The organism is Streptomyces tricolor (assembly GCF_002155905.1).
GTDB classification, from domain to species: domain Bacteria; phylum Actinomycetota; class Actinomycetes; order Streptomycetales; family Streptomycetaceae; genus Streptomyces; species Streptomyces tricolor.
This window is the reverse complement of sequence record NZ_MUMF01000323.1, coordinates 15,149-29,257: the sequence shown is the minus strand read 5'-3', so window position 1 is coordinate 29,257 and position 14,109 is coordinate 15,149. Positions and strand designations below refer to the sequence as shown.

Sequence of the window (14,109 nt, the reverse complement as noted above, 5' to 3'; positions counted from 1 at the left end):
GGCCGGGCCAGGGGGGTGATGGGGGTGACGTCGGGGAAGGTGAGGGTGGCGAGCCGGGTCCCCTGGGCGGTGAGCGCGGCGAACATCGCCTCCAAGTGGCCGGCCACCTCGTCGGCGTCGGACCGGGGCCGCAGCGGGTCGTCGACGCCCGCCGCCACCGTTGCCGGGTCCGGTCGCGGGGCGAGCGCAGGGCCGAGCTGTTCGGCGCGGACCCGGCCGGCGAGACGGCCCCGGACGGCGAGGTCGGCGTTCAGCAGGCCGGGGTGGTGGCGGGTCGGATGCCGGCGAGGCGGCCGGCCCGGCCACGCAGCCCCGTGGTGCGGCCGTCTGTTCGGTGCGTCGGTACGGGGGCGGTCGCCGGAGGGTCACGTCGGTGATGCGGCGTGTTCCTGATCGCGGGCAGCGGTCGCGCGCCGTTCGAGGATGCGCAGCGCGGTCTCGCCCCACCGGAGGTTCTCCCGCTCGAACGCCATGCCGCGCAGCAGGGTCAGGTACGGCCCGATCCGTTCCGCCTGAGCGCAGTACTCGTCCTCCGTGCGCCCGCTCAGGAGGCGCTCCTTGAGCCGCTCGTACCTGGCGAGCTTGGCGGCGGCCCACTCCATGCGCTCGGTGATCGCCGCGCGGACGGCCTCGATGTCGCCGATGTCCGCGCACTGCACCTTGACCAGGAGTTCGTCGCGGACGGTCGTCGGCCTGCCCGGCGGTTCGGCGACGTAGGCGCGCACGGCGTCCAGGCCGGCTTCGGTGAGCGAGAAGAGGCGCTTGTTCGGCCGGCGCTCCTGCTCGACGACCCGTGCGGCGATGAGCCCCTCGCGCTCCATGCGTTCGAGCTCCCGGTAGAGCTGCTGGGGGGTGGCCATCCAGAAGTTCGCGACGGAGGCGTCGAAGCCTTTGGCCAGGTCGTAGCCGGACGCCTCCCCTTCCAGGAGCGCGGCCATCACAGCGTTGCGCAGTGCCATGGAAGCAGGTTATCGCGTCGTTGATTACTCATCTCATTGACTACTCCTTCGTCCTTGCCCGGAGGGGGTGGACAACCGGCACGGCGCGAACCTAACCTCCGACGCACCTAATCAATTAGTTGAGTACAGGGGGATGCCGTGCATCCGTTCCGCAAGGCCGTCGAGAACCGTGACGAGGCCGCCATCGAGGCGCTCCTCGCCGAGAACGTCGTCTTCACCAGCCCCATCGCCTTCAAGCCGTACCCGGGCAAGGCGATCACCGCCGCCATCCTGCGCGCAGTGATGCGGGTCTTCGAGGACTTCACCTACGTCCGCGAGATCGCGAACCCGGACGGCCGCGACCACGCCTTCGTCTTCACCGCCACCGTGGACGGGCGGCGGATCCAGGGCTGCGACTTCCTCCACTTCGACGAGGAGGGGAAGATCGATGACTTCACCGTCATGGTCCGGCCGCTCTCCGCCGCCAAGGCGCTCGCCGAGGCGATGGGCGCCCAGTTCGACCGGATCGCCGCCGAGGCCGCGGCGGCCTGAGAGAGGGGCCTCCGGCAGGCCTCGTGGTCCGGCACGGCGACGTGGGCAGGCCCCGGCCGGAAGCGGCACACTGAGGTCAGGAGGAGCCGACGGACGATGGTGCCCACGGGCGAGGATCTCGTGCGGGCCGTTCGGGCGGCCGGGATCGGTGACGAGCGTCTGCTCGACGCCGTACGCGCGACGCCCCGGGAGGGGTTCGTGCCCCCGGACGCCCGCGCGGACGCCTACCACGACGTGCCCGTCCCGATCGGGCACGGGCAGGTGACCACACAGCCCTCCCTCTCGGCCATGATGATCGACAGCCTCGGCCTGGGCGGGACCGAACACGTGCTGGAGATCGGCACCGGACTCGGCTTCCAGACCGCCCTGCTGGCCCGGCTGGCCGCCGGGGTCGTGACCGTGGAGCGGGTGCCCGACCTCGCGCACCGGGCCCGGCGCAACCTCGCCCGGCAGGGCGTGCGCAATGTCGAACTGCGCGTCGGGGACGGCAGCGGCGGAGTGCCGGAGCGCGCTCCGTACGACGCGATCCTCGTGTCCGCCGCGTTCCCCGACGTCCCCGCCCCGCTCGTGGAGCAACTGCGGCTCGGCGGCCGGCTCGTCCAGCCGATCGGGCCGGGCGGCCGGGAGCAGGTCGTGTGCTTCGCGCGCACCCCCACGGGGCTGGAGCGCCGGCGGCTGGTCACGCCCGCGTCCTTCGTCCGCCTGCGCGGACGGTACGGCTTCCCCACATGACCCCGCGGCGGTCGGCGGTCAGCGGTCGGCGACGCGCACCACGGCCAGCGTGATGTTGTCCGGCCCGCCGGCCGCGATGGCGGCCTTCCACAGTTCGAAGGCGGCCCGTCCGTCGTCGTACTCCCGCAGCACGCCGTCGAGGACGTCGTTGGGCAGCGGGTCGGTGAGGCCGTCGGTGCAGATCAGGTACCGGTCGCCGACGGCGAGGGACACGGCCGTCACATGGGGTGCGACGGCGCGGTAGACCGGCGTGCCGCCGAGGCACTGGGTCACGACGGACGTGGTGCGCTGCCCGGGCCGCGGCGGCGGATTGTCGTCCACGCTGAGCTGGAGCACCCCGTCGCGGGGTGCGGCGAAGACCCGGCTGTCGCCCACGTTGAACGCCAGCAGCGACCCGGGCAGCAGGACGGCGCCCGCGACGGTCGTCCCCATCGTGGCCAGCGCGTCGCCGGCCGCGCGCGCGGACGCGTACACCTGGCGGTTGCAGGCGTGCACCGCCTCGCGGACATCCTCCTCGGTGGCCAGCCCGGCCCCTGCCGCGGCGAGCCGCCGTACCACGAGGGCGCTGGCCACCTCGCCCCCCGGCTGGCCGCCGAGCCCGTCGGCGACCGCGACGACGAGTGGCGTACCCAGCGGGAACACCAGTGTCTGCGGGTTCTCCGTCACGGTGGCGCACAGCGTCCACGGCCCGGCGACCAGGCTGTCCTCGTTGCGCTCGCGGATCAGTCCCGGATGGCTCAGCGCGCTCACGGCGACGTACGCCATCGCATGCCACCCCTGGCGGGGGATCAGCCCGCGTACACCCGCTGCACGAACTCGGCGAGCTGGTCGTCGGTGAGGTGACGCGCGACGTCCGCCTCGCTGATCATGCCGATCATGCGCTTGTTCTCGATCACCGGAAGCCGCTTGATCTGGTGCCCCTCCATCTCCCGCAGCACGTCGGAGACGTCGGAACCGGCGTCGATCCAGCGCGGTGTGCCCTCGCACAGGTCCCCGCACCGGACACGCGCGGGGTCGTGACCCGCGGCGATGCACTTCACGACGATGTCACGGTCGGTGATGATGCCGCACATCCGGTCGTCGTGGTTCGGGTCGCTGACCGGCAGCGCCCCCACCCGGTGGTCCCGCATCATCTGCGCGGCGCGGTCCAGCGTCTCGCCGGCGGGGATCCACTGCGCCCCGGGGCTCATGATGTCCTTGGCCGTCGTCATCGTTCGGCTCCTCCACTGTGTGCGTGGCCGGGTCGGGTTCCGGGTCAGTCGGCCCGGCGCGAGGTCACGGTGAACTGGGCGCCGTCGGGGTCGCGCAGCACGGCCTCGTCCTCGCCCTCCTGCAGGACGCTGCCGCCGTGCCGCTCCGACGCCCGGGCGCAGGACTCCACGTCCTTCACGGTGAAATGGACCTGCCAGTGCGCCCGGACCGAGGGGTCGGGCGGCTCCTCCACCGCCCCCGACTCGATGCGGGCCACGATGGCGTCCCGGCTGCGCAGCAGCACCTCCTCCTCCGCGTACTCGACCTCACAGCAGCCGGGGCGGCCCGAGGCCCACTCCAGGATCTCGCCGTAGAAGATCGCGGCGTCGAAGGCGTCGCGGGTGTGCAGGGTGATGAACGTCGGTGCCGCGTGTCGCCACGCCTCCCACTCGGTGACGAGCTTGCCCTGCCACACCCCGAACGCGGCGCCGTCGCGGTCGGCGAGCAGCGCCGCCCTGCCGGGCGGGAACGAGATAGGCCCGACCGCCACGGTGCCGCCGCGCTCCCGGGTGCGGGACGCCGCCTCGTCCGCGTCGGTCACCGCGAAGTACGGCGTCCAGGCCGCCGCCAGCTGCCCCACGGCGGCCATCGCCGCGATCCCCGCGACCGGGATGCCGTCCGCGAGCGCGGTCCGGAAGTGCTCGCCCAGTCTCGCCCTGCGGAACCGCCAGCCCAGCACAGCCCCGTAGAACTCCTGGGTCGCGTCCAGGTCACGGCTGGTCAGGCTCACCCAGCACGGCGCGCCGAACACCGAACCCGTGTCGAAGACGTCCGTCGCGCCGGAAGACTCCGTCGTGCCGTGGTTCATGGCCATCGCACCCTGCTCCCGCGGACCGGCAGCCACCGCTTCCCTCCAGTGTCCGACGAGAACCGCACACCCGCACGCCGTCCCCGGGGAACGCCGACGCGAACGCCGAGCCACACCCGCCGGACGACCGTTCCTCGCACGTCCGAGCGAATGAACTCCGTGCGGGCGGGGCAGTGACGGGTATGGCCGACCCCGGACTGTTCACCCCCGCATCCGTGACCTGGCAGCTGCACGGCGACCCCATGATGTGGGTCGCCGGCGTCCGCGCCCTCTACCTCCAGGCCCTGCACCCGCGCGCGGTCCGGGGCGTCATGCAGAACTCCGACTTCCGGCGCGACGCCTGGGGCCGGCTGATGCGCACCGCGCACTTCGTCGGGACGACGACCTACGGCACCACCGAGGCCGCCGAGCGGGCCGGCGCCCGGGTGCGGAAGATCCACAGCATGCTCACCGTGACCGACCCGGACACCGGTGAGCGCTACGGCGTCGACGAACCGGAGCTGCTGCGGTGGGTGCACTGCGCGGAGATCGACTCCTATCTGCACGTCCTGCGCCGCTCCGGCGTCCCGCTCACCGACGCCCAGGCGGACCGGTACATCGCCGAACAGCGCGTCGGCGCCCGGCTGGTGGGACTCGACCCGGAGACCGTACCGGCCGGCCGGGCGGAGCTGGCCGCGTACTTCGAGGCGGTCCGGCCGCGGCTGGCCGCCGGGCCCGAGGCGCGCGCGGTGGACGACTTCCTGCTCCGCCCGCCCACGCACCCCCTCCTCGTCCCGGCCCGGGAACTGCTGTGGCGGCGGGTGGCGCTGCTGGCCTACGCCGCGCTGCCGCCGTACGCCCACGAGCTGTACGGCAGACCGGCCCCCGCCCCCGCCGCCGTCACCCGCCGGCTGCGGACCACCGGTGCCCTGCTCCGCCGGATCCCCGCACGGCTGCGCTGGCAGCTGCCGCCGCAGCACATCCTGCGTGCCATGGCGCGGCTCGGCCCGCACGCCCGCCCGGCGCCGGAGAAGCTGGGGCCGTGATCCGGGCCGGATCCGCCTCTGGCCGTCGTGGATCACCGCGTGCTACGAAGAACCATGTCCGCGAACGAGACCACCCGCGCGTACGACACCGTCATCGTCGGTGGTGGCCACAACGGCCTGGTCGCCGCCGCCTACCTGGCCCGGGCCGGCCGCTCCGTGCTGGTGCTGGAACGGCTGGACCACACCGGCGGCGCGGCCGTCTCCACCCGCCCGTTCGCCGGGGTCGACGCCCGGCTGTCGCGCTACTCCTACCTGGTCAGCCTGCTGCCGCGGAAGATCGTGCGCGACCTCGGCCTGGACTTCCGCGTCCGCGCCCGCACCATCTCCTCGTACACCCCGGTGGAGCGGGCGGGACGGCCCACCGGTCTGCTCGTCGGCGGGGGCGAGCAGCGCACCCGGGAGGCGTTCGCCCGGCTCACCGGCGGTGACCGCGAGTACCGGGCGTGGCAGCGCTTCTACGGCATGACGGGGCGCGTCGCCCAGCGCGTCTTCCCGACCCTCACCGAACCCCTGCCCACCCGCGACGCACTGCGCCGCCGCATCGACGACGAGACCGCCTGGCGGACCCTGTTCGAGGAACCGCTCGGCGTGGCCGTCGAGCGGACCTTCGCCGACGACCTGGTGCGGGGGGTCGTCCTCACCGACGCGCTCATCGGCACCTTCGCCGACGCCCACGACCCCTCCCTCGACCAGAACCGCTGCTTCCTGTACCACGTCATCGGCGGCGGAACCGGTGCCTGGGACGTGCCCGTCGGCGGCATGGGCGCGCTCACCGACGCGCTGGCGGCGGCGGCCCGTTCGGCGGGGGCGCGCATCGCCACCGGACACGAGGTCGTCCGGATCGACACCGACGGGCGCACCGCCGAGGTCGCCTACCGCACGGCCGGCGGCGAGGGCGTCGCCGCCGCCCGGCACGTCCTGGTGAACGCCTCCCCGGCCGAACTGGCCGTCCTCACCGGCGATCCGGCGCCCGAACCCGCCGAGGGCGCCCAGCTCAAGGTCAACATGCTGCTGACCCGGCTGCCCCGGCTGCGCGACCCCGACGCCGACCCGCGGGAGGCGTTCGCCGGCACCTTCCACATCGCCGAGGGCTACCGGCAACTGGCCACCGCGCACGCCCAGGCCGCCGCCGGCGAACTCCCCGCCGCACCGCCGTCGGAGATCTACTGCCACTCCCTGACCGACCCCACCATCCTCGGCGCCGACCTCGCCGAGCGCGGCTACCAGACACTCACCCTGTTCGGCCTGCATACCCCGGCCCGGCTCTTCGACCGGGACAACGACGCCGTACGGGAGGAGCTGCTGGAGTCCACCCTCGCCCAGCTCGACGCCCACCTCGCCGAACCCCTCGCCGACTGCCTGGCCCGCGACGCCGACGGCCGCCCCTGCATCGAGGCCAAGACCCCGCTCGACCTGGAACGGGACCTGCGGCTGCCCGGCGGCAACATCTTCCATCGGGCCCTGTCCTGGCCGTACGCCCAGGACGGCAGCGGCCGCTGGGGTGTGGAGACGCGGCACGCCAACGTCCTGCTGTGCGGGGCGGGCGCGGTGCGCGGCGGCGGAGTGAGCGGGGTTCCGGGGCACAACGCGGCGATGGCGGTGCTGGAGCGGCCCTGACCCCCGCTCCCGCTCCGCGTCAGTCGGCCGAACCCTGCCAGCCCACCGCAGTGATCCGTGCCGCGTCCGCCGGGCGGGCCCCGTCGAACAGCACCGCCCCGCCCGCCTCGACGCGCAGCGCGTCGACGTACGCGCCCCGGCCGACGTACAGCCGGTCGGTGGTGTACCGCCAGCGCAGGGCGAGCCGTGGGGCGGCCGGCAGCGCCGCGGTCACCCGGTGCCACACGCGGCCCGACCAGCCGGTGACCGCGCCCGCGGGGTGGTCCTCGGCGTCCTCGCCGTGGCGGGCGGTGGTGAACGGGACCGGCTGCCAGGTGGTGCCGCCGTCCGCGGAGGACTCCAGGGCCACCGCGTCGGAGCGGGGCTCGGTGTCCCACCACAGGGCGCAGCGCAGCCGCGCCGGGCCGGCGGAGGTGTCCAGCGCCGGGAGCGTGAGCGTCGCGGCCGTGGCGTTCGCCATGCCCGAGAACCAGGCCGTACGGCCGCGCGCCGGGCGGACCGGTACCGCCCGGGCGAGCCGGTTGCCGGCGGCGACCCGCGGGGCGGAACCGGACCGCCAGGTGCGCACCGGGTGCACGGAGTTGCCGAGGACGATCAGGAACGAGTCGGTCGTGGGGTCGAGCACCAGGGAGGTGCCGGTGAAGCCGGTGTGGCCGGCGGTGCGCGGGGTGGCCAGCGCCCCCATGTACCAGTGCTGGTACAGCTCGAAGCCGAGCCCGTGCTCGTCGCCGGGGAAGGCCGTGTTGAAGTCGGTGAACATCAGCTCCACCGACTCCGGCCGCAGGATGCGCGCCCGGCCGTAGCAGCCGCCGTTGAGCAGCGTGCGGCCGAGCACCGCGAGGTCCCACGCGCTCGCGAAGACGCCCGCGTGACCGGCCACACCGCCCAGGCTGTACGCGTTCTCGTCGTGCACCTCGCCCCACACCAGCCCCCTGTCCAGCCCGGACCAGGGCCTGCGCGCGTCCTCGGTGGCCGCGATCCGCGGCTTCCACGAGGCGGGCGGGTTGTAGCGGGTGCTGTCCATGCCGAGCGGACCGGTGATCTCGTCGCGCAGCAGCGTGTCCAGGGCGCGGCCGGTGATCTTCTCCAGGACGAGCTGAAGGGAGATCAGGTTCAGGTCCGAGTAGAGGTAGGCGCTGCCCGGCGGGCTCACGGGTGCCTCGTCGAAGACGAGCCGGAGTTTCTCCTCGTACGTCGGCGCGCTGTACAGCGGGATCCAGGAGCGGAAACCGGAGGTGTGGGTAAGGAGCTGACGGACGGTCACGTCCTGCTTGCCCGCGCGGCCGAAGTCCGGGAGGTACGAGGCGACGGTGCCCTCCAGGGCCAGCGCGCCCCGCTCGATCTGCTGGACGGCCAGGATCGAGGTGAACAGCTTGGAGACGGACGCCAGGTCGAACACGGTGTCGCGGGTCATCGGACACTGCCGTTCGGGCGGCAGTTCGACACCGGTGTCGGTCTTCTCGTCGTATCCGGCGTAACGCACCGCCGTGCCGATCGGCTCGTGCAGGGCCACGGTGCCGCCGCGCCCGGCGAGCAGGACGGCGCCCGCGTACCAGGGGTGCTTGGGGGAGGGGCCGAGAAACGTTTCGGCGTCGGTGACGAGTTGGCGCAGGTGCGCGGGGAGCAGCCCGGCGCGTTCGGGCGAGCCGTGGCGCAGGGTGGGACGGCGGGCGGAGGCGGGTGCCGCGGCGGGCGCGGCGGCGGCCGGGCCCGCCGGGAGCGCGCCGAGGGCCAGGGCGCCGCCCGCGGCCAGGGAGCCCGCCACGAGCCGGCGGCGGGTCGGTCCGCTCGCTCGTCCGCCTGCCACTTGGTCCGTCATGGTGCGGCCTCCCTCTGAAAGTATCTTTCGGGGCTTGCCCTGCACCGTGAAACTTTCCTGTCAGGAGGGGAGTGTGTCAACGGGGCGCGTGGCCTCGCGAAAAAACTGACGGACCATCAGAAAGCCTCTTCCGTCGTCCGGTCGGCTGCGGCATCCTGCGCCCATGCAGACGGAGCTGAGCAGGACACTGGGAATCGAGCACGCCGTCTTCGGCTTCACGCCGTTCCCCGCCGTCGCCGCGGCCATCAGCCGGGCCGGCGGCTTCGGCGTGCTCGGCGCGGTCCGCTACACCGCCCCCGACGACCTCAAGCGCGACCTCGACTGGCTCGACGCACACGCCGGCGGCCGGCCCTACGGGCTCGACGTGGTCATGCCCGCCAAGAAGGTCGAGGGCGTCAGCGAGGCCGACGTCGAGGCGATGATCCCGGAGGAGCACCGCCGGTTCGTGCGGGACACCCTCGCCGCCCACGGGGTGCCGGAACTGGCCGAGGGCGAGGCCCCCGGATGGCGCATCACCGGCTGGATGGAGCAGGTCGCCCGCACCCAGCTCGACGTCGCCTTCGACTATCCGATCAGACTGCTGGCCAACGCCCTCGGCTCCCCGCCCGCCGACGTCGTCACCCGCGCCCACGACCGGGACGTCCTCGTCGCCGCCCTCGCCGGCAGCGCCCGGCACGCCCGCAAGCACCAGGAGGCGGGCATCGACATCGTCGTGGCCCAGGGCTACGAGGCCGGCGGCCACACCGGCGAGATCGCCACCATGGTGCTCACCCCCGAGATCGTCGCGGCCGTCGACCCGCTGCCCGTCCTGGCCGCGGGCGGCATCGGCAGCGGCCCGCAGGTAGCAGCCGCCCTCACACTCGGTGCCCAAGGTGTGTGGCTGGGCTCCATATGGCTGACCACCACAGAAGCGGACCTGCACTCGCCCGCCCTCACTCGCAAGCTGCTCGCCGCCGGGTCCGGGGACACCGTCCGCTCCCGCGCCCTGACCGGGAAACCCGCCCGCCAGCTCCGCACCGCCTGGACCGACGCCTGGGACGACCCGGCCGGCCCCGGCACCCTGCCCATGCCCCTCCAGGGCCTGCTGGTCGCCGAGGCCGTCTCCCGCATCCAGAAGTACGAGGTCGAACCGCTGCTCGGCACCCCCGTCGGCCAGATCGTCGGCCGGATGACCGCCGAACGCAGCGTCCAGGCCGTCTTCGACGACCTCACCCGCGGCTTCGAGCAGGCCGTGGACCGCATCAACCGCATCGCCGGAAGGAGCGGCCGGTCGTGAGCGCGCCCGCGAGCACACCCCCCGCCGGTTTCTGGGCCCAGGCCGCCCGGGACCCCGGCCGTACGGTCCTGATCGAGCCGGACGGCACCCGGTGGACCGCCGGCCGGCTGCACGCCGCCGCCAACCGTCTCGTCCACGGCCTGCGCGCCGCCGGCCTCCGGCGGGGGGACGCCTTCGCCGTCGTCCTGCCCAACGGCGCCGAGTTCTTCACCGCGTACCTCGCCGCCAGCCAGGCCGGTCTCTACCTCGTGCCCGTCAACCACCACTTCGTGGGCCCGGAGATCGCCTGGATCGTCGCCGACTCCGGCGCCAAGGTGCTCATCGCCCACGAGCGGTTCGCCGGCCCCGCCCGCGAGGCCGCCGACGAGGCCGGGCTGCCCGCGAGCCACCGGTACGCCGTCGGCCCGGTCGCGGGTTTCCGGCCGTACGCCGAACTCCTCGACGGGCAGCCCGGGTCGGCGCCCGAGGACCGGGAGCTGGGCTGGGTCATGAACTACACCTCGGGCACGACCGGCCGCCCCCGCGGCATCCGCCGGCCGCTGCCCGGCAAGCGCCCCGAGGAGGCCTACCTCGGCGGCTTCCTCGGCATCTTCGGTATCAAGCCGTACGACGACAACGTGCACCTCGTCTGCTCACCGCTGTACCACACCGCCGTGCTCCAGTTCGCGGGCGCCTCCCTCCACATCGGGCACCGCCTGGTGCTGATGGACAAGTGGACGCCCGAGGAGATGCTGCGCCTGATCGACGCCCACCGGTGCACCCACACCCATATGGTCCCGACCCAGTTCCACCGGCTGCTGGCCCTCCCGGACGACATCAGGGCCCGCTACGACGTCTCGTCCCTGCGGCACGCCATCCACGGCGCGGCGCCCTGCCCCGACCACGTGAAACGCGCGATGATCGACTGGTGGGGCCACTGCGTGGAGGAGTACTACGCCGCCAGCGAGGGCGGCGGGGCCTTCGCCACCGCCGAGGACTGGCTGAAGAAACCCGGCACCGTCGGCAAGGCCTGGCCCATCAGCGAACTCGCGATCTTCGACGAGGACGGCAGGCGGCTGCCGCCCGGCGAACTCGGCACCGTCTACCTGAAGATGAACACCGGCGGCTTCTCGTACCACAAGGACGACGCCAAGACGAGGAAGAACCGCATCGGCGACTTCTTCACCGTCGGCGACCTCGGCCACCTGGACGAGGACGGCTACCTCTTCCTCCGCGACCGCAAGATCGACATGATCATCTCCGGCGGGGTGAACATCTACCCGGCCGAGATCGAGTCCGCCCTGCTCGCCCATCCCGCCGTCGCCGACGCCGCCGTCTTCGGCATCCCGCACGACGACTGGGGCGAGGAGGTCAAGGCCGTGGTGGAACCGGCCCCGGGGCACGAGCCCGGCCCCGAGCTGGCCGCCGCCCTCCTCGACCACTGCGCCGGGCGGCTCGCCGGGTACAAGCGGCCCAAGAGCGTCGACTTCATCGCCGAGATGCCCCGCGATCCCAACGGCAAGCTGTACAAGCGGCGGCTGCGGGACCCGTACTGGAAGGGACGTACACGTCCCGTATGAGAGTGGTGTGGTCCCGCCCCATGGGGGACGGGACCACAGTTCAGCGTCCGTGCACGTGGACGACCTTGAGCGCGGGGGAGGACAGGATGTCCTTCTCGCAGAAGCGCGGTGTCACCCACCGCTCCCGGGAGAACAACCGGGTCTGGTCGCTGGAGTGCGGCGAGTTCGGGTTCGAGGACTGGGAGTACGTCAGGAGGGTGCGCGCCACCGGACAGCCGCTGCCGTCCCAGCCCACCGCCTGGATGTGGCTGGACCCCATCGTCACCTCCGTGTAGCCGCCGTGCGCCGGGTCCCACACCGGCTCCACCTTGTTCCACACGCCCAGGGCCTCCGTACCGCCCGGAATCGGCAGCCGCCGGCCGTCCCGCACCACGAACTGGTGCTTCCCGAGCGGGGAGTCCAGCTCGATGCCGGCCGCCCGCAGTTCGGTCACCGCGTCCGCGAGGGCCGTGGTGAAGCCCGGGGCCTCGGTGTTGAGCGTGTGCGGGGTGTGGGCCGGGTCCGCCGCCGAGAACGGCACCTTCCAGCGCTGGGCGTTCGGCACCAGCGCGCCGATCCGCCGCCAGAAGCGGTCGAAGAGCAGCGCTCCGCGGCTGCCGGTGCCGGCGGTGCGGTCCCAGGCCGCGAGCACCGGGCACGCGGCGGAGACGTCGACCTGCGCGCCGTCCTTGTTCCTGGCGACGCCGCCGGGCAGCGCGGCGCAGGCCCGCGCCGCGTCCTCGGCCGCCAGCTCGCCCACGGTCACCCGGTTCGCGAACTGCTGCCGCTGAAGGTCCCGCACGGTCAGGGAGCCGCGCTCCGCCATCGCCGCCACGGCGTCGATCGCCCCGCGGGTGCGCGGTGAGCGCGCGGTGCCGATGGTGCCGAAGATCCGCTCGTACCCGGTGAGCGGCCGGTCGGCATTGGCCAGCCAGGCGCTGTCGTTGGAGTTCTCCGCGTACGGGGCGTCCTTCAGCGTCGGCATGCGCGCCGGACCGAAGATCCCCGGCTGCACCGCGTCGGCGTCACGGCCGAGGGCGCAGGTGCCGCGGGAGCCGTCGAGGACCGCGAGGCCCGCCGCCGGGTAGGTGGCCCTGCCGAGATCCGTGGAGCAGCGCGCCGCCAGGTCGTCCGTGATCCGGGGCAGCACCTGCGACTGGGTGAACAGGGTGTGTCCCGAGGAGTCCGCGGCGACGGTGTTCACCCAGGGCATGCCCTGGTGCCGGCCGAGGGAGGCGAGGACGCCCGCCGTGTCGCGCGCCTTGCCGAAACCGAGCGAGGTGTCGGCGAACCGCAGGTTGGCGGCGTTCGGGTCGTTCAGCGCGAACGCCGTCGTGGTGGTCCAGGGCAGCGGGAGGCTGCCGTCGTCGGCGGCGACGACCGGGCCGTAGCGGGTCCACCACTGGGTGCGGGTGACCGGCGGGCCGTCCTTGACCGCGACCGTCACGGTCCGCCGCGTCATCCGTTCCGGCCGGCCGTCGACCAGGTAGACGGTGGGATCGGCCGGATCCAGGGTCAGCTGGGTCAGGTTGTACGGCACCCCGGTGGAGACCGTGTGGCTCCACGCCACCCGGGAGTTGTAGCCGATGGAGACGGTCGGCGAGCCGAGCAGCGCGGCACCGGCGACGTCCAGCTCGCCCGGGATGGTCTGCTGCACCTGCCAGAACCGGCGTCCGCCCTGCCAGGGGTAGTGCGGATTGCCCAGCAGCAGGCCGCGGCCGTTCGCCGTGGTGCCGCCGGCGAAGGCGACCGCGTTCGAGCCCATGTCCGCGTCCGCGGCCCGCTCGCGCACGGCCCGGATCAGTGCCCGGGCGTCCGGCGCGCGTCCGCCGCCCCCGGGCCGCGCGGCGGGCGGCTGGGCCGCGGTGATGTCGTCCACGGCGCCGCCCTGGCCGCCGATCACGGAGAGGGCGTAGAAGCGGGCGGCCACGTCCAGCGTGGTGACCGGGCGCACCCAGGGGGCGCCCTTGCAGGCCGGGTCGGTGGTCCGGTGCTGCCGCAGCCAGGTGTTGTACCCCGCCGCGTAGCCCCGCATCAGGTCCTTGGCCTGCCGGCTCGGTCCCCGCGGAGCCGGTTCGGCGAGCAGCTTCTCCACCGTGCCCGCCTGCCGGACGCCCCGGAAGTACAGGTCGCTGGAGAGGTTGTCGCCGGCGGAGGACAGCGAGCCGTCGGTCCTCCCGGCCGGCCCGAAGAAGCGCGAGCGTTCACCGCGCACGGTCACGAAACCGTCGGCGAGGACGCACACCTGGTCGGCGGCCTGCGCCCACCCGGTGCCGAAGCCGAGGTCCGCGTAGCTCTCGGCGCGTATGTGGGGGATGCCGTACTCGGTGTAGCGGACGACGGCCGACAGACCGCCGCGCGCGGGGTGTTCCTGGCGGCCGGGCGGCTCGGCCGCGGCGGCCGGCAGCGCGGTCGAGACGGTGAGCAGGGCGACGGCCCCGACGGCCAGTCCTCTGAAGCGGTGGTGCACGTGGTGCCTCCCAACATCATTGAGGGAAGGAGCGGTTGAGCGTACCAACCGGTATGTGTCCGGGGCTCCCGGGTGCTTGACCC

General features: G+C 73.6%; 12 protein-coding genes and 1 pseudogene. 6 read left to right on the top strand and 7 right to left on the bottom strand.

The features are described 5' to 3' along the window. Positions 1–313 (bottom strand): annotated as a pseudogene (locus CCN44_RS46400) (SGNH/GDSL hydrolase family protein); the annotation flags it as partial. Positions 314–365: 52 nt separating this feature from the next. Then, a complete protein-coding gene (locus CCN44_RS23280) occupies positions 366–959 on the bottom strand; it encodes a PadR family transcriptional regulator (protein ID WP_059247474.1) in 594 nt (197 codons plus the stop codon). 138 nt (positions 960–1,097) lie between these two features. On the opposite strand from CCN44_RS23280, the gene CCN44_RS23275 reads away from it, so the two are divergent. Beyond that, positions 1,098–1,490: a nuclear transport factor 2 family protein gene (locus tag CCN44_RS23275; protein ID WP_059247473.1), complete on the top strand. Its 393-nt coding sequence runs from the start codon at positions 1,098–1,100 to the stop codon at positions 1,488–1,490. A gap of 96 nt (positions 1,491–1,586) precedes the next feature. Then, complete coding sequence (locus CCN44_RS23270) at positions 1,587–2,222, top strand: protein-L-isoaspartate(D-aspartate) O-methyltransferase (RefSeq protein WP_059247472.1); 636 nt, start codon at positions 1,587–1,589, stop codon at positions 2,220–2,222. Positions 2,223–2,240: 18 nt separating this feature from the next. On the opposite strand, the gene CCN44_RS23265 is transcribed toward CCN44_RS23270, so the two are convergent. From CCN44_RS23265 to CCN44_RS23255, 3 genes are read right to left on the bottom strand one after another with little or no spacing between them, the layout of a single operon-like run. Further along, on the bottom strand, positions 2,241–2,987 hold the full coding sequence (locus CCN44_RS23265) for a PP2C family protein-serine/threonine phosphatase (RefSeq protein ID WP_086699214.1): 747 nt from the start codon (positions 2,985–2,987) through the stop codon (positions 2,241–2,243). A 23-nt stretch (positions 2,988–3,010) separates the two neighbouring features. After that, positions 3,011–3,433: a CBS domain-containing protein gene (locus tag CCN44_RS23260; RefSeq protein WP_086699211.1), complete on the bottom strand. Its 423-nt coding sequence runs from the start codon at positions 3,431–3,433 to the stop codon at positions 3,011–3,013. A gap of 44 nt (positions 3,434–3,477) precedes the next feature. Beyond that, positions 3,478–4,281: a VOC family protein gene (locus CCN44_RS23255; RefSeq protein WP_059254755.1), complete on the bottom strand. Its 804-nt coding sequence runs from the start codon at positions 4,279–4,281 to the stop codon at positions 3,478–3,480. 182 nt (positions 4,282–4,463) lie between these two features. Here CCN44_RS23255 and CCN44_RS23250 point away from each other — a divergent pair, with 182 nt between their 5' ends. Together CCN44_RS23250 and CCN44_RS23245 are read left to right on the top strand one after the other, a co-directional pair. Next, a complete protein-coding gene (locus CCN44_RS23250) occupies positions 4,464–5,306 on the top strand; it encodes an oxygenase MpaB family protein (RefSeq protein ID WP_086699208.1) in 843 nt (280 codons plus the stop codon). Positions 5,307–5,360: 54 nt separating this feature from the next. Continuing rightward, the gene (locus tag CCN44_RS23245; protein ID WP_086699206.1) at positions 5,361–6,923 is read left to right on the top strand and encodes a phytoene desaturase family protein; all 1,563 of its coding nucleotides are present in this window, start codon (positions 5,361–5,363) and stop codon (positions 6,921–6,923) included. Between the two features lie 19 nt (positions 6,924–6,942). Here CCN44_RS23245 and CCN44_RS23240 read toward each other — a convergent pair whose 3' ends face one another. After that, the gene (locus tag CCN44_RS23240; protein ID WP_086699202.1) at positions 6,943–8,742 is read right to left on the bottom strand and encodes a serine hydrolase domain-containing protein; all 1,800 of its coding nucleotides are present in this window, start codon (positions 8,740–8,742) and stop codon (positions 6,943–6,945) included. A gap of 163 nt (positions 8,743–8,905) precedes the next feature. Here CCN44_RS23240 and CCN44_RS23235 point away from each other — a divergent pair, with 163 nt between their 5' ends. Beyond that, the gene (locus tag CCN44_RS23235; RefSeq protein ID WP_059247466.1) at positions 8,906–10,018 is read left to right on the top strand and encodes an NAD(P)H-dependent flavin oxidoreductase; all 1,113 of its coding nucleotides are present in this window, start codon (positions 8,906–8,908) and stop codon (positions 10,016–10,018) included. Then, entirely contained in the window at positions 10,015–11,577 is a 1,563-nt protein-coding gene (locus tag CCN44_RS23230) for an acyl-CoA synthetase (protein WP_059247465.1), read from the top strand. Before CCN44_RS23235 ends, CCN44_RS23230 begins: the two co-directional genes overlap by 4 nt. 40 nt (positions 11,578–11,617) lie before the next feature. Here the strand turns inward: CCN44_RS23230 and CCN44_RS23225 are convergent, their stop codons facing one another. Continuing rightward, entirely contained in the window at positions 11,618–14,026 is a 2,409-nt protein-coding gene (locus CCN44_RS23225) for a penicillin acylase family protein (RefSeq protein ID WP_208639819.1), read from the bottom strand. Between the last annotated feature and the right edge of the window lie 83 nt (positions 14,027–14,109).

Excerpts from the sequence above, each read along its gene's own strand:
- CCN44_RS23255 (WP_059254755.1), bottom strand. The coding sequence starts at position 4,281 with ATGAACCACGGCACGACGGAGTCTTCCGGCGCGACGGACGTCTTCGAC.
- CCN44_RS23245 (WP_086699206.1), top strand. The coding sequence starts at position 5,361 with ATGTCCGCGAACGAGACCACCCGCGCGTACGACACCGTCATCGTCGGT.
- CCN44_RS23270 (WP_059247472.1), top strand. The coding sequence starts at position 1,587 with ATGGTGCCCACGGGCGAGGATCTCGTGCGGGCCGTTCGGGCGGCCGGG.
- CCN44_RS23235 (WP_059247466.1), top strand. The coding sequence starts at position 8,906 with ATGCAGACGGAGCTGAGCAGGACACTGGGAATCGAGCACGCCGTCTTC.
- CCN44_RS23265 (WP_086699214.1), bottom strand. The coding sequence starts at position 2,987 with ATGGCGTACGTCGCCGTGAGCGCGCTGAGCCATCCGGGACTGATCCGC.
- CCN44_RS23280 (WP_059247474.1), bottom strand. The coding sequence starts at position 959 with ATGGCACTGCGCAACGCTGTGATGGCCGCGCTCCTGGAAGGGGAGGCG.
- CCN44_RS23260 (WP_086699211.1), bottom strand. The coding sequence starts at position 3,433 with ATGACGACGGCCAAGGACATCATGAGCCCCGGGGCGCAGTGGATCCCC.
- CCN44_RS23240 (WP_086699202.1), bottom strand. The coding sequence starts at position 8,742 with ATGACGGACCAAGTGGCAGGCGGACGAGCGAGCGGACCGACCCGCCGC.
- CCN44_RS23250 (WP_086699208.1), top strand. The coding sequence starts at position 4,464 with ATGGCCGACCCCGGACTGTTCACCCCCGCATCCGTGACCTGGCAGCTG.